19 protein-coding genes and 1 riboswitch are annotated in these 17708 nt (G+C 73.1%); of the genes, 8 read left to right on the forward strand and 11 right to left on the reverse strand.

Translation table 11 applies throughout. The features are described 5' to 3' along the window. Positions 1 to 70: 70 nt before the first annotated feature. Together AC1C2W_RS00080 and AC1C2W_RS00085 are read left to right on the forward strand one after the other, a co-directional pair. Positions 71 to 610 (forward strand): PadR family transcriptional regulator, encoded by a 540-nt coding sequence (locus AC1C2W_RS00080; protein WP_495388395.1) that lies wholly within the window; start codon positions 71 to 73, stop codon positions 608 to 610. A gap of 102 nt (positions 611 to 712) precedes the next feature. Next, positions 713 to 1387, forward strand: a complete 675-nt coding sequence (locus AC1C2W_RS00085) for a PAS and ANTAR domain-containing protein (protein ID WP_495412029.1) — start codon at positions 713 to 715, stop codon at positions 1385 to 1387. 21 nt (positions 1388 to 1408) lie between these two features. Here AC1C2W_RS00085 and AC1C2W_RS00090 read toward each other — a convergent pair whose 3' ends face one another. From AC1C2W_RS00090 to AC1C2W_RS00105, 4 genes are all read right to left on the reverse strand, one after another. Then, positions 1409 to 2116, reverse strand: coding sequence for a GAF and ANTAR domain-containing protein (locus tag AC1C2W_RS00090; protein ID WP_495412030.1), 708 nt, complete (start codon positions 2114 to 2116; stop codon positions 1409 to 1411). Between the two features lie 75 nt (positions 2117 to 2191). Next, on the reverse strand, positions 2192 to 2866 hold the full coding sequence (locus tag AC1C2W_RS00095) for an ANTAR domain-containing protein (RefSeq protein WP_495412031.1): 675 nt from the start codon (positions 2864 to 2866) through the stop codon (positions 2192 to 2194). Between the two features lie 50 nt (positions 2867 to 2916). Next, on the reverse strand, positions 2917 to 3879 hold the full coding sequence (locus AC1C2W_RS00100) for a choice-of-anchor I family protein (RefSeq protein WP_495412032.1): 963 nt from the start codon (positions 3877 to 3879) through the stop codon (positions 2917 to 2919). Between the two features lie 150 nt (positions 3880 to 4029). Next, complete coding sequence (locus AC1C2W_RS00105; RefSeq protein WP_495412033.1) at positions 4030 to 5355, reverse strand: glycosyltransferase 87 family protein; 1326 nt, start codon at positions 5353 to 5355, stop codon at positions 4030 to 4032. Between the two features lie 127 nt (positions 5356 to 5482). Between AC1C2W_RS00105 and AC1C2W_RS00110 the strand changes: the two genes are divergently transcribed. After that, positions 5483 to 6856: an Nramp family divalent metal transporter gene (locus AC1C2W_RS00110; protein ID WP_495412034.1), complete on the forward strand. Its 1374-nt coding sequence runs from the start codon at positions 5483 to 5485 to the stop codon at positions 6854 to 6856. 97 nt (positions 6857 to 6953) lie between these two features. Here AC1C2W_RS00110 and AC1C2W_RS00115 read toward each other — a convergent pair whose 3' ends face one another. Next, positions 6954 to 7448, reverse strand: coding sequence for an NUDIX hydrolase (locus tag AC1C2W_RS00115; protein ID WP_495412035.1), 495 nt, complete (start codon positions 7446 to 7448; stop codon positions 6954 to 6956). 179 nt (positions 7449 to 7627) lie between these two features. Between AC1C2W_RS00115 and AC1C2W_RS00120 the strand changes: the two genes are divergently transcribed. Then, complete coding sequence (locus tag AC1C2W_RS00120) at positions 7628 to 8872, forward strand: acyl-CoA dehydrogenase family protein (RefSeq protein WP_495388387.1); 1245 nt, start codon at positions 7628 to 7630, stop codon at positions 8870 to 8872. 154 nt (positions 8873 to 9026) lie between these two features. Here AC1C2W_RS00120 and AC1C2W_RS00125 read toward each other — a convergent pair whose 3' ends face one another. Both AC1C2W_RS00125 and AC1C2W_RS00130 read right to left on the reverse strand, forming a co-directional pair. Beyond that, positions 9027 to 9557 (reverse strand): histidine phosphatase family protein, encoded by a 531-nt coding sequence (locus AC1C2W_RS00125; protein ID WP_495412036.1) that lies wholly within the window; start codon positions 9555 to 9557, stop codon positions 9027 to 9029. Between the two features lie 8 nt (positions 9558 to 9565). Beyond that, positions 9566 to 10252: a GOLPH3/VPS74 family protein gene (locus tag AC1C2W_RS00130; RefSeq protein ID WP_495412037.1), complete on the reverse strand. Its 687-nt coding sequence runs from the start codon at positions 10250 to 10252 to the stop codon at positions 9566 to 9568. A gap of 40 nt (positions 10253 to 10292) precedes the next feature. Here AC1C2W_RS00130 and AC1C2W_RS00135 point away from each other — a divergent pair, with 40 nt between their 5' ends. Beyond that, positions 10293 to 11018 carry a hypothetical protein gene (locus AC1C2W_RS00135; protein WP_495412038.1) on the forward strand — a complete coding sequence of 242 codons (726 nt, stop codon included), beginning with the start codon at positions 10293 to 10295 and terminating at the stop codon, positions 11016 to 11018. 4 nt (positions 11019 to 11022) lie between these two features. Here AC1C2W_RS00135 and pnuC read toward each other — a convergent pair whose 3' ends face one another. The 4 genes from pnuC to AC1C2W_RS00155 form a co-directional block, all read right to left on the reverse strand. Further along, positions 11023 to 11736: a nicotinamide riboside transporter PnuC gene (gene pnuC, locus AC1C2W_RS00140; protein ID WP_495388383.1), complete on the reverse strand. Its 714-nt coding sequence runs from the start codon at positions 11734 to 11736 to the stop codon at positions 11023 to 11025. Between the two features lie 121 nt (positions 11737 to 11857). Beyond that, positions 11858 to 11988, reverse strand: a riboswitch (FMN riboswitch). A 132-nt stretch (positions 11989 to 12120) separates the two neighbouring features. Then, positions 12121 to 12981 carry a TetR/AcrR family transcriptional regulator gene (locus AC1C2W_RS00145; protein WP_495412039.1) on the reverse strand — a complete coding sequence of 287 codons (861 nt, stop codon included), beginning with the start codon at positions 12979 to 12981 and terminating at the stop codon, positions 12121 to 12123. A gap of 70 nt (positions 12982 to 13051) precedes the next feature. Then, positions 13052 to 14152, reverse strand: a complete 1101-nt coding sequence (locus AC1C2W_RS00150) for a class I SAM-dependent methyltransferase (protein WP_495412040.1) — start codon at positions 14150 to 14152, stop codon at positions 13052 to 13054. 156 nt (positions 14153 to 14308) lie between these two features. After that, the gene (locus AC1C2W_RS00155; protein WP_495412041.1) at positions 14309 to 14548 is read right to left on the reverse strand and encodes a hypothetical protein; all 240 of its coding nucleotides are present in this window, start codon (positions 14546 to 14548) and stop codon (positions 14309 to 14311) included. Positions 14549 to 14592: 44 nt separating this feature from the next. Between AC1C2W_RS00155 and AC1C2W_RS00160 the strand changes: the two genes are divergently transcribed. The 3 genes from AC1C2W_RS00160 to AC1C2W_RS00170 all read left to right on the forward strand — a co-directional run bounded on the left by AC1C2W_RS00160 (position 14593) and on the right by AC1C2W_RS00170 (position 17699). Further along, the gene (locus tag AC1C2W_RS00160; protein WP_495412042.1) at positions 14593 to 15246 is read left to right on the forward strand and encodes a mycothiol-dependent nitroreductase Rv2466c family protein; all 654 of its coding nucleotides are present in this window, start codon (positions 14593 to 14595) and stop codon (positions 15244 to 15246) included. Between the two features lie 26 nt (positions 15247 to 15272). Beyond that, on the forward strand, positions 15273 to 16196 hold the full coding sequence (locus AC1C2W_RS00165; protein ID WP_495412043.1) for an LLM class F420-dependent oxidoreductase: 924 nt from the start codon (positions 15273 to 15275) through the stop codon (positions 16194 to 16196). A 144-nt stretch (positions 16197 to 16340) separates the two neighbouring features. Continuing rightward, on the forward strand, positions 16341 to 17699 hold the full coding sequence (locus AC1C2W_RS00170; protein ID WP_495388377.1) for a uracil-xanthine permease family protein: 1359 nt from the start codon (positions 16341 to 16343) through the stop codon (positions 17697 to 17699). Positions 17700 to 17708: the final 9 nt, after the last annotated feature.

Below are 17708 nucleotides of genomic sequence, written 5' to 3' on the forward strand. Positions count from 1 at the left end.
CGTCCACCATCAGTCTCATAGACATGTCTACTAGACAGGTCTATGAGCGTCAACGGTCTAGGGTCGCCCCATGGCGCACGTGATCCTCGGCCTGCTCCTGCTCCGGCCGCAGAGCCTGTACGACCTCGTCAAGAACTTCGAGGCCGCGGTCTCGCTCCTCTACAGCGCGAGCTCCGGCAGCATCCGGAGGGCGCTGGAGACGCTGCTGACCGGCGGGCTCATCGAGGTGGACGAGGCCGAGCCGGGCGCGCGGGGCCGCAAGGCCTACCGCGTGACCGACGCCGGCCGGGACGCGTTCCACACCTGGATGAACGGCCCGATGACCGGGCCCGACGCCGAGGCCGCCGCGCTGCCCCGGCTCTTCTTCCTCGGCATGCTCGAGCCCGCGGACCGGGCCGAGGTCCTGACGCGCATCATCGCGCGGATCGAGAAGGACCTCGACCGGTTCGAGGCCTTCGGCGAGAAGATCGACGCCGAGGAGATCCTCGAGGAGTTCCGCGACGTCTTCGCCTTCCAGCGCGCCACGCTCGACTACGGCCTCGCCTCGCAGCGCTTCGCCCTCGACTGGTTCCGGCGGTACGCCGAGCAGCACGGGGCGCCGAGCTCCTGACCGACCTCCGGTCTCGCACCCGGCGCGAGCCCGGCGCGATTGCTAAAGTCGTGCCGCCGGTCAAGGAGTGGCCGGTCCGCTTCAGCCGTGTCGGAGGCAGCCTTGTCCACAGACACCACTCTGCCCGCGGACACCACCTTGCCCGCGGACACCACGGAGATCGACCAGCCGTCGGCTCTGCGGTCCGCTCGCCTGGTCGGCCGGTTCCGCATCGAGCCGGAGACCGATCGCTGGACGTGGTCCGACGATGTGTACCTCCTGCACGGGTTCCAGCCGCACGAGGTCGTTCCCACCACCGACCTCGTGATCACGCACACCCACCCGGACGACCGAGGGGCCGTCCGGGAGGCGCTGGACACCGGCTGCCGTGCGGCCGTGCCCTTCTCAAGCCTGCACCGGATCGTGACGGCCGGGAGTCGCGAGCGCACCGTCGCCCTCGTCGGCCGAGGGCGCACCGCGACCGGAGGGCGCGCCGTCGAGGTCGCGGGCTACTTCGTCGACTTCACCGCTGCGGTGGTCGAGCGAGCGAGCGACCGTGCGTTGGCGGACATCCGCGCCGCCTCGGCCAGCCGTGGCGGGATCGAGCAGGCGAAGGGCGTGCTCGCCGTCCTGTACGAGGTGGAGACGGACCACGCGTTCGAGATGCTGCGCAAGGCGTCCAACGACAGCAACGTGGCGGTGCGCGAGCTGGCCCAACGAGTCGTGGACGTGGCGCACCGGCACGAGATCGACCGGCGCGCCGCCGTCGCCCGGCTGCTCGAGCTCGGGCACATCTGACGGAGGCGTGGGTGCCGCCCGTCAGGGTTCTTCCGACCGACGGCTCTCGACGGTTCCGGCGTCGTCCGCGAAGGTGAGGCGCCGCGCCACCACTTCCTCGGCGACCTCCTCCAGCGTGGCGTCGCACGCGAAGGCGTGGGCGCGCAGGACGTCGAGGGCGTCGGCCGGCGATACCCGGAGCCGAGCGGTCACCATGCCGGTGGCCTGGTGCACCTGCGCGCGCGTCGGCCAGCCGGGCTGGTCGATCTCTCCGAGGACGGCCGTGCCGACGGCGTCCGCCAGGAACTGCGCGTCCTCGAGGTCGCGGGCCAGGCCCTCGGCGGTCACGTAGAGCCCGAGCACGCCGATCGGCTGCCCGCCGACCCGCATCGGGACGGCATACCAGCTCGCGGGCCCGCCCGCCTGGCCGGCCAGCTGGGAGAACAGGGGGAAGTCGTCGTCCGTGTCGGGCGGGCCCCGCAGCGGCTCGACGACGATCCGGTCGTCGTCGAGAGCCCGTCGCCCCGGGCCTTGGCCGAGGACCTCCTGGATGCTCTCGATCTCGGCGACCGTCGAGTCGGTGGTGGTGACGGTCAGCTGCTCGCCCGGCGCCGTCGCGACCGTCAGGCTGCCGCCCTGCGCGCCGAGGACCGCGACACAGGCCCGGCACATCCGTTCGGCCACGGGGCTGTCCTCGCCGAGGGTCGCGAGCGTGCGGGCGAGCAGGCCCAGGAGTTCGGAGGTGTTCACCGCTCACCCCGTCCTGTTGCCGGCGCTGTCAGTTTTCCACCGATCCCGGATGCACGACACAGCACGGGCGAGGCCTCAGCGGTCGACATCGTCGCCCACGGCGTCTCCCTCGCCGCCCAGCACGAGCGAGCGGACGACGGTCTCGGCGACCTCGCGCTCACTGAGGTCGCGGCGGCTCGCCGCCGACCACAGCGTCCGGCGCGCGTCCTCCTCGGTGCAGTCGTTGGACATCATGATGGCGCCCACCGCCTGCTGGACGGCCGCCTGGTCCGACATCCTGCGGTAGAGGCCGGCGACGGCGTCGCCCAGGTCGGAGAACTGCAGCTGCAGGCGTACCGCATCCGCGGTGAGGCGGACGGACGCCGACGCCGCGTCGAGGAGCCCGGCGGGCCAGTCGCCGTGATCGCGCGAGTACACGTTGATGGCGACCCGGACGCCGGGCCCCACCTCTGCCGGGACGGCGAGCGCCTTGACGAAGCCCTCGCGCTCCGCGGCGGACTGCCAGGCCTTCCACGCCGGGGGCGCCGTCGGGACCGCGGTCGCCAGCACCGACCCGGCACGCATCGCGTCGATGCACGGTCCGGTGTCCGCCCTAGCTTCCGCCTGGTCGCACCGGCCGGCGGCGGGCGTGCTGTTCCCTGCTCTCAGCGAGACCCCGTGCTCGCGCAGGGTCACGCTCGCCTCGACCCCGTGGCCGAGGACCAGCGCCGCCCGTTTGGCGCACTCGTCGATGTACTGCGCAAGGGTCATAGCAGGCACGGTACGCCGGGGGTCGGATCGGCGTGGTCCCGTGCCAGAGGTCAGCGGCGCCCGGAGAGTCGGTCCACCTGGAACAGGGTCGTCGTGCCGGACACCTCGTTCGCGACGGCGAGCAGCGGCTTGCGGGTCGGGGAGTCGGACGCCGGGATGAAGGCCAGGCCCTCGGGCCCCAGGTCGCCGGCGGTGGCCGTCGCGTCGGCCGGGTCCGCACCGTCGTCGATCGCGTCCTCGACGGACACGGAGTAGTCGCGGTTCGGCACGTAAGTGACGAACTCGGACCTCCGCGGCGTCGTGATGTCGAAGACCATGACCCCGCTCGCGCGCTCCACGCCGACGAAGGCGTAGGTGTGGCCCTCGACCTGCCCGATCGCGAGGTTCTCCGGCTCGGGGCCCTTGTCGTCGCTGCGGCCGTCGAAGCCGATCTCGGTGTGGTTGGTGTTGAACGCGTCGCCCAATGCCTCGACCGTGACCTGCTCGAACGTGTCGCCCGAGTCGAAGACGAGGTCGCCGTCCGTCGTCCAGATCGAGAACGACCGGCTACCGAACGCGTACAGCTCCTCGTAGCAGGAGCCGTCGCCGCTCAGCCCGGACGCCGTCGTGACGTTGAGCCGGCCCAGGTCCGCGTCGCCCAGCAGGGACGCGGCGGGGGAGCCCTCGCACACGGGCGCGACGCCGTCCTCGCCCAGGTCCTTGACCCGCGTGGGCTCGACGTAGTCGCCCCACTCGCGGGCGTCGCCCTCGTTCGCGGTGACGAGGTAGGTCGTGCCGCGCGAGGTGTACGACGCCATCCCGTCGAGCATATACAGGCCCCGCACAGGGACCTCGCGGACGGCGGCCTCGTCGTCCTTGTCGGACGGGTCGATGCCCTGGCCGGCCGCGGAGTGGTCCTTGCTGCCGAGAGACCACAGGTCGGTGGTGCGGGCGCGGCGCAGGTCGACCTCCGCGACGGCGTTCGCCTCCTGCAGCGCGACGTACGCGGTGCGGGAGTCCTTCGAGACGGTCACGTACTCCGGCTCGAGGTGCGGGACGCGCGGTTCTCGAGCACCCCGTCCGGTCCGGGGACGTCGGGCCCGAAGACGCGCACGCCGTCGCAGGTGACGGTGGGAAGTGCGGGTGGCCGCCGGGGGAGGTTCGCGTGAACGACCGACGAACGGTCAGGCTGCGGCTGGTGAACCGGCGGCCGGTGAACCGGGCGCGACGGTGCCCCGTGGCACGCCGACCCCGTCCCGGCCGAGCTGCGCGATCCGCCAGACCGCGCCGCCGAGCAGCACCACGAGCGCGACGTTGCGCAGGCCCTCGACGACGATCATCGCCGGCTCGCCGCTCAGGAACTCGCCGTACCCGACCGGGTAGACGAGCTGGGTGGCCAGCGCCGTGAGCAGCACGCCGACGGCGGGCGGTCCCCACAGGCGGCGCGTGCCGGGGCCGGCCAGCGCGATCGCGGCGGCCAGGGGCGGGCCGATCCAGGCCACGAACTGCGGCGAGCCGACCTTGTTGAACACGATGAGCGCGAGGAGCAGGGCCGCGGTGCTGAGCAGCAGGATGTCGCCCGCGTGGTCGGGCCGGCGGCGCGCCGTCCACCAGGTCAGGGCGGCGAGCAGCAGCACCGCGACCGGCAGAAGCCAGTCGAGGGCACCCGCCACCTGGCGGGCGGCCTCGCCCTGCACCTCGTAGGTGAAGATCGTGTCGTTGAAGTCGATGCGCACCGTCGGGTCCCACAGCCGCGCCACGCTGAACCAGGTGGCCGCCACGGACTCGGCTTGAAGGGTGCGGGCCTCCTGCTGGCCGAACACGCTGAACGCGCGCTCCCCGGCGCCGCCCGCGAGGGCGAGCCCGACGACGACCACGCTGACGGCCGCGCCCGGCACGACCACCTGCCGCACCAGGTCGCTCCAGCGGGCGCGGGTGGCCGCCAGCGCCACGACCACAGCCCCGGGGGCGATCTTGATCCACGCCCCGGCGGTCGCGACTGCCGCCGCGAGCACGGGCCGTCTCCATGCGACGACGAGGGCGATCAGGATGAGCGGCGCGACGACGCCGTCGAGCCGGCCCATGAAGATCGGACCGAGGGCGAGGAGGAACGCGAGCCACCACCAGGCGCCGAGCACGCCGCGCGGGGCGACGCGCACCAGCACGACGACGGCGACGGCGTCGAGCGCCACGACCATCGCCGTCCAGACGATCTCGTAGCCGAGCACACCCTGCGACAGGAGCGCGGGCAGGGTGACCGGCACGAGGGCGCCGGCCGGGTACACCCAGTCGTAGTCGAGCACGGGCCACTCGCCGGTCGTCAGACCGTTCCGGGCCCACCACTCGTAGAGCGTGACGTCGCCGTAGATCGTGTAGGCCCAGCCGATCGCGTCCCGCACCACCCAGGCGTGCACGACGACGAAGCCGATCGCGAGCAGCCAGCGGGACCGGAGCGCCGCCCGGAGGGGGCTGCGGGCGCGCCGGGCGGCGGGCGGGTCGGTCGAGGGCACGCCCGACATGGTGTCAGACCGGCTCCGGCGTCGCGCCGGGCCGTCCACGGGATGCGTGATACGGGTACAGACGTCTATGGTTTCGGGTAGCCGAAACCTGCCGCGCCGTCCGACCCGGAGGAGCTCCGTGAGCCGACCGACCCCTGCCGAGGCCGCCGCCGGTCCGTCCACGGGCTCGCCGCCCGTCCGTACGGCGGGCGTGCGTCCCGCCCGGCTGGTGACTCTGCTCGGGCCGGCGTTCGTCGCAGCCATCGCGTACGTGGACCCCGGCAACGTCGCGGCCAACCTCACCGCCGGCGCTCGCTTCGGCTACCTGCTGGTCTGGGTGCTCGTCGCCGCGAACGCGATGGCGGTGCTGGTGCAGTACCTCTCCGCCAAGCTCGGGGTCGTCACGGGCCGGTCGCTGCCAGAGGTGCTCGGCGAACGGCTGTCGCGCCGCGGCCGGATCGCGTACTGGGTGCAGGCCGAGGTGGTCGCGATGGCCACCGACATCGCCGAGGTGATCGGCGGCGCCATCGCGCTCCATCTGCTGTTCGGCGTGCCGCTCGTGCTGGGCGGCGTCATCACCGGGGTCGTGTCGATGCTGGTGCTCACCGTGCAGCAGCGTCGTGGCCAGCGGGTCTTCGAGACGGTCGTGGCGTCGATGCTCGGCGTGCTCACCGTGGGGTTCTGCGCCGGCCTGTTCTTCTCGCCGCCCGACCTGGGCGCCGTCTTCGGCGGGCTCGTGCCGCGGCTCGCGGGGCCGGAGTCCGTGCTTCTGGCCGCCTCCATGCTCGGCGCCACCGTGATGCCGCACGCGATCTACCTGCACTCCTCGCTCGCGCGCGACCGCGTGCGGCACGACGCGCGCGTGCAGCAGCGGCACCGCCTCGCGGCCGGTTCCGGTGCGGGCGCCGACGACGACGCCGCCGCGGCGGAGGACGCCGTCCGGGCCGTGCCCTCCGTCGCGACCGCGCGCCGCCTGCTGAAGGCGACCCGCTGGGACGTCGTCGCCGCGCTGGTGCTGGCCGGCGGCGTGAACATCGCGATGCTGCTCCTCGCCGCCGCGAACCTGCCGGGGCGCGCCGGCACCGACTCGATCGAGGGCGCGCACGCCGCGATCTCCGCCTCGCTCGGCCCCGTGGTCGCGGTGCTCTTCGGCGTCGGGCTGCTCGCGTCGGGCCTGGCGTCCACGTCGGTCGGCGCGTACGCCGGCGCCGAGATCATGTCGGGCCTGCTGCGCGTGCGCGTCTCGTTGCTGGCGCGGCGGCTCGTCACGTTGATCCCGGCGATCGTGCTGCTCGCCACGGGGGTGTCGCCCACGTGGTTGCTGGTGGTCAGCCAGGTGGTGCTGAGCTTCGGCATCCCCTTCGCGATGATCCCGCTGGTGCGGATCACCCGCGAGGCCGGCCTGCTCGGCCGCTTCCGCAACGGCGTGGCCACGCAGGTGGTCGCATGGGCGGTGGCCGCGGTCATCGTCGCGCTGAACGTCGCGCTGCTCTGGCTGACCTTCACCGCGTGACGGCGAGGTAGTTCGAGACCGCGCGAGGTAGTTCGGATCTCCGCGAGGTAGTGCGAAATTCGGCGAGGTAGTTCGAGACCGCGCGAGGTAGTTCGGGCTATCGGCCGACGGCGGCCTCGAGGCGGTCGACGAGCCTGTCCACGAACTCCGCCTGGGCGCTGACGGCGAGTCGGCGGGCGTCGTCGGGCGGGAACCAGGCCACCCGGTCGATCTCTGGGACCTCGATCCGCTTGCCCGACCGCGGCGGCCACTCGATCTCGACGGTGTTGCTCCGCACCTGGTCCAGGTCGGGGCCGGGCGGCGGCCACTCGCGCGCCCAGGCGAGCACCCGCTTGCCGGAGCGCTGGCGCACCTCGCCGAGGTCGACGTCGGGGATGGACGACGGCGGGAGCGGCAGGCCGAGCTCCTCGGCGGCCTCGCGCACGGCCGCGGCGTGGGGCTCCTCGTCGGGTTCCAGCTCGCCCTTGAGGATCGTCCAGGCGCCCTCGTCCTTGCGCGCCCAGTACGGGCCGCCCATGTGCCCGAGCAGCACCTCGAGCCCGACGTCGGGGAGCGTGCGGTACAGCAGGAGGCCTGCGCTGGTCGTCGCCATGGTCACAGGATCGGCCTTGGTTTCGACAAGCTCAACCAACGGAGATGAGACGGAGTATCACTTGACCTGAGACGCCGTCGCGAGCGACGATGGGACCAGGCCGGCGTCGCCAGTCCACCAGCTGGCGACGCCGGTCATCACCGGGCCCGCACGGACCCCCGCGCAGAGAGAAGTCGTCGATGACCCGCACCGCCCCCGTCATGCCCGGCGTGACCGCCCCCGACTACGACCTGTCGCAGCCGCTCGACCTCGACTACGTCGGCGCGTTCGCCGACGTCGCACCCGAGGAGCGTGCGCACCAGCTCGCCGTCCGCACCTTCGTCCAGGACGAGGTGCTGCCCGTCATCGACGGCTACTGGGAGCGCGCCGAGGTCCCGTTCGACCTCGTCAAGAAGCTCGCCGAGCAGGACTTCCTCCGCGACGGCGTCGACGTGCCCGGCCGCCCGAAGATCTCCTTCATGGCCGAGGGCCTGGCCAGCATGGAGATGTCGCGCGGCGACGGCTCGGTCGCCACGATCTGCGGCGTCCAGGGCGGGCTCGCGCTGCGCTCCATCGTCATGAACGGCTCGCCGGAGCAGATCGAGAAGTACGCCGAGCCCATGGCGCGCGGCGAGATCCTCGGCGCCTTCGCCCTGACCGAGCCCACGCACGGCTCCGACTCGGTCTCGCTCGAGACGACGGCCCGCAAGGAGACCCGCGACGGCGTCGAGGGTTACGTCATCGACGGCGAGAAGAAGTGGATCGGCTTCGGCTCCTGCGGCGACATCTCGGTCGTCTGGGCGCGGCTGGTCGGCGAGGACGGCGACAACCAGGTGCACGGTTTCGTCGTCCCGCAGGACGCCCCCGGCTACGGCGCCACCACCATCGAGGGCAAGCTCTCGCTGCGGGCCATCACGCAGGCGCACATCGTGCTCACCGACGTCTTCGTCCCCGCCGACGCGGCGCTGCCCGGGGCGACGTCCTTCAAGGCGACCGCCGCCGTGCTGTTCGCCACCCGCCTCGCGGTGGCGTGGTCCGCCGTCGGGCACGCCGTCGCCTGCTACGAGGCCGCCGTCGCCTACGCCAAGCAGCGCATCCAGTTCGGCAAGCCGCTCGCCGCCAAGCAGATGGTGCAGGAGCGCCTGACCCACATGCTGTCGCTGATCACGCAGATGCAGCTGCTGGTCGCGCAGGTCACCCGCCTCGCCGACGCCGGCCAGCTGACCGGCGAGCAGGCGTCGCTGGCCAAGTACACGACCACCCGGCAGGCACGCGCGGTCGCGTCCATCGCCCGCGACATGCTCGGCGGCAACGGCATCCTGCTCACCAACCGCGTGGCCCGACACTTCGCCGATCTCGAGGCGCTGCACACCTACGAGGGCACCGAGTCGATGCAGGCGCTCATCGTGGGTCGTGACATCACCGGGGTCTCCGCGTTCGCCTGAGGCGGAGAAGAGGTCGCGGGGCGAGGAACGAGGCACACGGCCGACGCGGAGGCGATGGCGAACGCGGCGAAGGTCCGGCCTTCGCCTGAGCCGTCCATTCACGACGAAGGGGACCCCGCAGCGTGCGGGGTCCCCTTCGTCGTACGTGGCAGGTTCATGGGTCGAGATCGACGCTGACATCGACGGTGACAAGGTCGGGGAGCTCGAGCCGATGCCAGAACTCGCCCGCCGCCGGGCCTGCTGCCACGCGGCCGATCTTGACGAGCCACGCGGTCAGCACCATGCCGTGCGTCGCGACGACGAGGTCGTCGCCGGTGGCGTGAAAACGCAGTCCCGCGTCGAACCGCCGCGCCGCCTCGACGCTGGTCTCCCAGCCGGTGTGCCGGGCGTCGGGCACATCCTCGACCCACGCGCGTCGTGCCTCCCGGAAGGTGGGCGAGAGCGGTTCGGCCGGGCGCCGGACCTCCGCGAAGCGCGGGTCGACGATGATCTCGGCGACGCCGAGGGCGAGGGCGAGGGCGAGCGTCTCGACCGCCTTGCGTTCGTCGCTCGCGACCGCGCGGGTTCCACGGGGCAGCCGGAGGGCGCGGGCCGCGGCGCGGCCGGGCGGGGACAGCGGCCACGCTGCCGGGAGCGAGTCGGCGGCCGCCTCCGGGGCGGCGTGCCGGACCAGGGTGATCCGCACGGACAGGGTCAGCTCGACGCCGTGACCGCGGCGGGGATGATCACCGCGGCCATGACGGCGGCCATCACCTCGTCCACGGCCTTCCTCACCGCGGCGCTCGCCCAGCTCTGCGCGGCGAGGTCCTTCGCGCGCGACTCCGCCTGCCTCCGCTGCTCGGGCGGGACCAGGCCGCGGACCAGCTTCGAGCCGCTCGCAACGGAGATCAGCGCGGCGGTGCGCGCGTCCGGGACCCGGGTGCCGAGCAGCACCTCACGGCACTGCGCGCGGAGCCGGTCCTCGTGGGTGGCGTCGGCGGCCGGCCACGACGTGGTCGGGAAGATCCACAGGACGTGCTCCTCCTCGCGTCGCAGAACGCCACGCTCCGCGAGGCCGGTCAGCAGCCGCTCGCGCAGGCCCTTCGCCAGGGGCGCGACGAGGTTCTTCGGCGCCTGGGGCCGGATCCCGACGAAGGACAGGGCGTGGTCGAGCGCCGGGTGCCCCGCCGGGGAGGGGTCGCGCACGACGACTCGGCCCGCGCGGATCGGCCGGCCGTCCGCGCCGGTCTCCGGGGACGCGGTGACGTCCACCCGGCCGTCCAGCGCCAGCTCGACCAGCACCGCGCCGGCGAGCCGGTAGTCGAGCTGCGTCCGGTCGAGCGACGGCCTGCCCGACACGTCGTCGTACGCCAGCAGCAGGAGGTCCTCGGCGATGATCATCGGTCGATCATCGCCCACCGCCTGCGTAGGGTCGAGGGCCATGAGCGACGACCTGGCCCGCGTGGGCGCCACCTGGGACGACGACCCGAGCGCGGGGGAGTGGATTCTGTCCCACCTCGGCGAGTTCGGGCCCACGATCGACGCGATCGTCCCGCCGGTCTACGAGGCGTACGCGGTGGTGCCGTTCCCGCTGGACCAGAGCCAGCCCGAGGAGCGCGACGTCGACTTCGATGGGGCGTCCACCCGCCTGGTGACACTGCTCACCGCGCTCGCGCCGCGCACCGGCGACCAGCCGGTCCACGTCGGCCTGTGGGAAGGCTGGGGCTACCTCTACGACCATGGCGACGACCCGACCACCGCGCCCGGGATGGCGGCGCTCTACGTGTCGGACGAACGCCCGCGCGGGTGGCAGCGGGGCCGGCAGGCGCGCATCGACCGGGAGGAGCTCCGCCGGGGGCAGGCGAAGGTCACCGCAGAGCTCGCGGCGACGCGCGTGGAGCGGCCGGCGGCCGAGCCGCTCGACTACCCCCACCGCGCGCGCTACCTGTGGACGGGGCCGCTGGGTTCAGCGCTGGCCCTGCGGCGACACCGCGACCCGCCGTCGGTCGTCTGGCCGCAGGACCGGTCGTGGTTCCTCGGCGTCCCCGAGTACACGCGCGAGGCAGCGCTCGGCGGGCCGGCCGACCTGGTCGACGCCGTTCTCGCCGACACGTGTCTCGATGCGCGGGCGGCCACGCCGGCGACCGTCCTCGACATCGACGACTGACGACTCAGCCGGCCGCGATCGCCGAGGCAGTCTCCGCCTGCTCACGACGGCGCACGCGCCACCACACGAAGAATCCGACGAGCGTGAACGCGCCGTAGAAGACGTACATCAGGGCCGTCGCGTAGTACTCGGCCGACCAGAGCAGCGGCACCCCCACGAGGTCCACCGCCACCCACACCAGCCAGAACTCCACCCATCCCTTCGCCATGCCGTAGGTGGCGATGAGGGAGCCCATGAAGATCCAGGCGTCGGCCCACACGGGCTCGTACGAGCCGAGCGACCGGAAGATGGGCGTGAGCAGCAGGGTTCCGCCGGCCATGGCCACGACGATGCCGATCCGCTGCGGCCACGACGCCCAGCGCGGGTGCACCGCGGCGCCGTCCGCGGCGGGGATCTTGCCGTCGGCGCGCAGCTCGAGGTCGGCGCGCTTCGTGCGGCGCCACTGCACCCAGCCGTAGACGGACACGATCAGGAACATCACCTGCCGGCCGGCCTGGCCGAGCATGTCGGCGCGGCTCGTGTCGCCGAACCACGAGCCCATGAAGACGGTGAACAGCACCAGGTTGCCGACGATGCCGACCGGCCACGCCCACACCTTGCGGCGCATGCCCCCGAGCGCGGACGCGAGGCCGAACAGGTTGCCGATGATCTCGCGCCAGTACAGCGTCTGGTCGCCGATGGTGAGCGTCGCGTCGAACAGCGCGCGGATGGCGTCCATCGAGTCCTCTCCCGGTCGTGCCGTGCGGGCGACCGGGGGGACGGACGACGGTCGCGGGAGCCCGGCGGGGCACCCGCGACACGACGACCGGCGGCACGCACCGGGTCCCCGGTGCCTGCCGCGCGCGCTGCCTCCCATCCGGACTTTGACCGTCGGCCCTGGAGTTCCACCAGGTCAACCGGCCCCCCGAGGGAGGCGCGGGTCGCGGGCTATCACCGCCGGCTCGGAATTTCACCGACCCCGGAGCACGTACGTGCGTGTCTCGCCGCCGGACGACCCGGCGACTTCTTGCGCAACGCAGCATGCCACAGCGGCATTCCCCGGCGTCGTTGGTCGAGCCTGTCGAAACCCGGCGGCGGTTTCGACAGGCTCAACCAACGACGATCACGAGAGGGCGTCCCGCACGGCGCGGGCGACGTCGTCCGGACCGGCGCCGGGCTCCAGCACGGTGACGACGACGCGCCGGCCGTCGCCGCCGGTGGTGGTGACGTGAGCCGAGGTGCCGGTGCCGTTCTCGCGGGCAACGTTCTCGCGGGCAACGTCCTCGCGCACGTCGTGCTCCGCCGTCGTGCCGTCGGTGCCGGCTGCGTGCCGAGGTTCGTCGTCGGGATGGGCGAACGGGGCGACGGCGGCCCGACGCAGGTCGAAGAACGCCTCCTCGAGCTCGGGACGCAGGTCGAGGTGGGGGTTGCGCAGCCACCGCCGCAGGATCGCGTTGTGCACCGCGACGACGGACGCGGCGAAGGCGATCGACATCGTCGTCGTGGAGCGGTCCGGCGGGAGCGTGTCGCGCAGGTAGGCGGTGAAGGCCCGCTCGTAGCGGTGCGTCGTGACGAGCTCGCGGTCGCGCAGCGCGGGCACCTGCTGGAGCAGCGTGTGCCGGGCGATCGACGTCTCGCGCTGCCCCACGTGGTGGTCGAAGACGAGGCGCGCCGCCCGGCACACCTCGAGGTACGGATCGGTGGCGGGGTCCCATGCCCGCTCGGGCGCGCGGCCGGACTCCTCGCTGGCGCGCGCCTCGGGTCGGGTCTCGGCGAGCATGACCACCACCTCCTCGAGGAGCAGCTCGTGGTCGGCGAAGACCACGTCCTCCTTGGAGCGGAAGCGGCGGAAGAAGGTGGCACGGCTGACGCGGGCCGCGTCGGCGATCTCTTCGACGGTGGTCTGCTCGTAGCCCTGCCGGGAGAAGAGGTCGATCGCGGCGTCGACGGCCTGGGCGTGGGTGTGCGTCCGGACGGCGGTCATTCCACGGAGGCTACTCCGCAGCACGCCCGACGTCGGCCTGCCCGCGGTGTCGGCGGCGTGGTCCGCGGCGTCAGAGGAGCAGCCGGTAGAACCGGAAGAAGCCGAAGTCGTGCACGGGCAGCACCTCGACGCCGGCGTAGCCCGCCTCGCGCGCGTACCGACGCAGCGTGGCCGGCCGCATCACGGTCCCCGTGCCGACCGACGGCGTCGTCGACAGCCCGTCGGGCAGGCAGACGAACAGGCTGTACCCGTACATGACGCGGTCCGCGTCGTCGGCCGGGGCGCGGAACTCCTCCGCGACCGCCTCGTCCATGACCACGACGACCCCGTCGGGCCGCACCGCGCGCCGGACGGCGTCCAGGACGGCGACCGGGTCCGGCAGGTCGTGCACACACTCGAAGGCGAACGCCGCGTCGAACGGCTGCGCGACGGCGAGCTCGGCGGCGTCGGCCAGGTGGAACGTGACCCGGTCGGCGAGCCCCGCCTCGGCCGCCGCCACCCGTGCCGCCTCCACGGAGGGTCGGTCGACGTCGAGCCCGTGCACCTCGGCGCCGGGGTACGCGCGGGCCAGAGCGAGGGTCGACCAGCCGAAGCCGCTCCCGACGTCGACGACGCGCGCCCCGGGACGGGACAGCACCTCGTGGATTTCCGGTACGGCGGCGAGCGCGGGCGCGAGCTGCCGCTCGAACAAGGGACGGTTGACGTCGGCCTGCGCCTGCCGGGCGTCCTCGCCGAACTGGTCCCACGAGACCCCGCCCCCGGCCCGGTACGCGTCGAGGAGCTGCGGCAGCCGCGCGCCGATCGCCCCGACGAACCGCGCGAGGGGCGCCAGGTAGGCCGGCGACGAGGCGTCGGTGAGCACCTCAGCGTGCGCGGCGGGCAGCGCGTACGTCCGCGCCCGTCCGACCTCCTGCGGGTCGGCGTCCAGGGCCGGGCCGGCGCCGGGGTCCTCGGCGAGGAGGATGCCGGACGCGGCCTGCTGCTCGAGCCACTCGCGCGCGTAGCGTTCGGCCGTGCCGGTGGACTCCGCCAGGGCGCCCGAGGTGAGCGGGCCGGCCTCCGCGAGTGCCCGGTACCACCCGAGCCGGTCGCCGACGTAGACGGCCAGCACGTCGATCGCGCCGAGCCAGGAGGTGACGAACCGGTCGGCGAACTCGTCGGTCGTTCCCATGGCCGCGCCTCCGTGCCGGCGCCCGCGACGCGGGCGAACCCCGGGCGTCGTCGGGCGGCGGCGCCCCGTTCTCGACGCTAGTCCGCGGGTGCCGGGCGCGTCGACGCCCGCAGCGGGTGACTCGCGGGCGCGCGACGGGCGGACGCCGGGGAGGGCTCAGCGGCGCCGGCGGCGTCGTTCGGGGTCCTGGTCGCTGCGTCGGCGCTCGTCGAAACCGGCGTCCGTCGGTCGTCTCCCGCGCTGCAGGAAGCGCACCTCGCGCACCGCCACGCCCGCGGCGATGGCGAACGGGATCCAAGCCCACACCCGGCCCCGCAGCACCAGCAGCAGCATGGCGAGGGCGACGACGCACGCGCCGACCACCGTCCCGAGGCTCGCCCACCGCACCTTGCGCACGGCCCGAGGCTACCGCTGCGCCCGGCGTGGGTAGGGTGGCGCTCGTGACTTCCGGGACCTCGACAGCGACCACGACCACGTCCACCGCCCCGGCGACCACCCCCGTCGTCGACGTCTACGTCGACCCGTTGTGTCCGTTCGCGTGGATCACGTCCCGCTGGGCGCTCGAGGTCGCGGCGCAGCGTGACGTGCAGCTCACCTTCAAGCTGATGAGCCTGTACCTGCTCAACTCCGATCGGGACCTCCCCGCCGACTACCGCGCCAAGATCGAGGCCTCGCGCGGGATCGGCCGGGTGGCGGCCGCCGTCCAGACCGACCACGGACCGGAGGCGTTCAGCGCCTTCTACACCGCGGCCGGCACGCGCATCCACCCGGGCGGGCGCGAGGACCTCGACACCGTCGCGGTCGAGGCGCTCGCCGAGGCCGGGCTGCCCGCCGCGCTGGCCGACGCCGCGACGTCCGCCGCCTACGACGCCGCCCTCGCCGTGTCCCACGAGGAGGGGATGAAGCCGGTGGGCGAGGACGTCGGGACGCCGACGATCCACGTGGACGGCGTCGGGTTCTTCGGCCCCGTCCTCACGCGCATACCGCGGGGTGACGACGCGCTGCGGATCTTCGACGGGGCCGTCGCGCTCGCGTCGTTCCCCGACTTCTTCGAGCTCAAGCGGTCGCGCACCAGCACGCCCGAGTTCTCCTAACCACTCCCTGCCCGAGAGATGGACCGATGACCCTCGACCTGCGCATCTTCACCGAACCCCAGCAGGGCGCGTCGTACGACGACCTGCTCGCCGTCGCCCAGGCGACCGAGACGCTCGGCTTCAGCGCCTTCTTCCGGTCCGACCACTACCTGACGATGGGCGGCGACGGGCTGCCCGGCCCCACCGACGCCTGGACGACGCTCGCCGGCCTGGCCCGCGACACGTCCACCGTGCGGCTCGGTACCCTCGTCACCTCGGCCACGTTCCGCCATCCGGGCGTGCTGGCGATCCAGGTGGCGCAGGTGGACCAGATGTCCGGCGGCCGCGTCGAGATCGGCCTCGGCGCCGGCTGGTTCGCGCGCGAGCACGAGGCGTATGGCATCCCGTTCCCGGCCAAGCGGTTCGGGCTGCTCTCCGAGCAGCTCGAGATCCTTACCGGCCTGTGGGGCACGCCCGTCGGCGGGTCGTACTCGTTCTCCGGCGAGCACTACACGCTGGTCGACTCCCCGGCCCTGCCCAAGCCCGCGCAGGCGAAGATCCCCGTCATCGTCGGCGGCGGCGGCCCGAAGCGGACGCCGGCGCTCGCCGCGCGCTTCGGTGACGAGTACAACCAGGCGTTCCCCGAGCGTGACACCGTCGCCCCGCGGATCGCCGTCATCAACGAGGCGCTCGCGGAGGCCGGCCGCCCCCCGGAGTCGATCGTCCAGTCCGTCGCGCTGGTGTTCGCCGTCGGCAAGGACGAGGCGGAGTTCGCGCGCCGGGCCGCCGCCATCGGGCGTGAGCCCGCCGAGCTGCGCGAGCACGGCGTCGCGGGCACCGTCTCGGAGGTGGTGGACCTGCTCGGCTCGCTGCGCGACCAGGGCGTGCAGCGCGTGTACCTGCAGGCGTTGGACCTGCACGACCTCGACCACCTGGACCTCGTCGCCCGCGAGGTCGCGACGCAGCTCTGATCCGCAGCCCGGCCACGGTCTGAACGTGCCGAGCACGACCTTCACGCCCAGTACGCTGTGCGGCGGCAATCTTCACCGGACGTTCACTGGCGAGCGCAGACGGTGAGCACGCGGCCCCTTCGCGGGCGTGACGGACGGAGCATCATGAGTGTCGGCTGGACCCTGCACGGAGACGGCAAGCACGTCGGACCCGGCGACGTCGTCGCCCCGGAGGAGCGGCTGAGCTGGCCGCGCACCATCGGCATCGGCATGCAGCACGTGGTGGCCATGTTCGGCTCCACGTTTATCGTGCCTGTGCTGACGGGCTTCTCGCCCGCGACCACGCTGTTCTTCTCGGCGATCGGCACGGCGCTGTTCCTGCTGGTCACGCGCAACCGGCTGCCCAGCTACCTCGGGTCCAGCTTCGCGTTCATCGCGCCGATCACGGCGGCGACGGCGTCGCACGGCGAGTCCGTGGCGGTGGGCGGCATCCTCGTCACCGGCCTCATGCTGGCGGCGATCGGCGTGCTCGTGCACTTCGCAGGCGCCCGGTGGATCGACGTCGTCATGCCGCCGGTCGTGACCGGCACGATCGTCGCGCTGATCGGCCTCAACCTCGCCCCCGCGGCCTGGGGGTCGTGCAGCGAGTCCGTCGTCGACGGCGAGATCGTCCAGACCTGCGACAGCGGCTTCCGCGCCGCGCCCGTGACGGCGACGATCACCCTCGCCGCGATCATCCTCGTGACCGTGCTGTTCAAGGGCATCATCGGGCGCCTGTCGATCCTGGTCGGCGTGATCATCGGCTACGTCGTGGCCACGATCCGCGGCGAGGTGGACTTCAGCTCCGTGGAGGGCGCGGCCTGGTTCGGCTTCCCGCACTTCGTCACCCCGTCGTTCGACCCGGCGGTGCTGGGGCTGTTCGTGCCGGTGGTGCTGGTGCTCGTCGCGGAGAACGTGGGCCACGTGAAGTCGGTGGCGGCCATGACCGGCAAGAACCTCGACCACCTGACGGGCCGGGCGTTGTTCAGCGACGGCCTCGCGACGACGTTCGCGGGCATCGGCGGCGGTTCCGGCACCACCACGTACGCCGAGAACATCGGCGTCATGGCCGCGACGCGCGTGTACTCCACGGCGGCGTACTGGGTGGCCGCGGCGACGGCGCTGGTGCTGTCACTGTCGCCCAAGTTCGGCGCGCTCATCGCGACGATCCCGGCGGGCGTGCTCGGCGGGGCGACCACCATGCTCTACGGGATGATCGGCATCCTCGGCGCGCGCATCTGGGTGCAGAACCGCGTGGACTTCGGCAACCCCGTGAATCTCACCACGGCCGCCGTGCCGCTCATCATCGGCATCGCGAACTTCACGTGGGCGGCCGGCGACCTGACGTTCGAGGGCATCGCGCTCGGCACGGCGTCCGCGCTGGTGATCTATCACGGCATGCGGGCGATCGCTCGGTGGCGTGGCACCAGCCAGGAGCCCGCGTCGCCGGCGTCGGCACCCGCGGGGAGCGAGACGGCCGGCTGACGCAGGGGG

The sequence above is a fragment of the Isoptericola sp. Y581 genome (genome assembly GCF_059445475.1).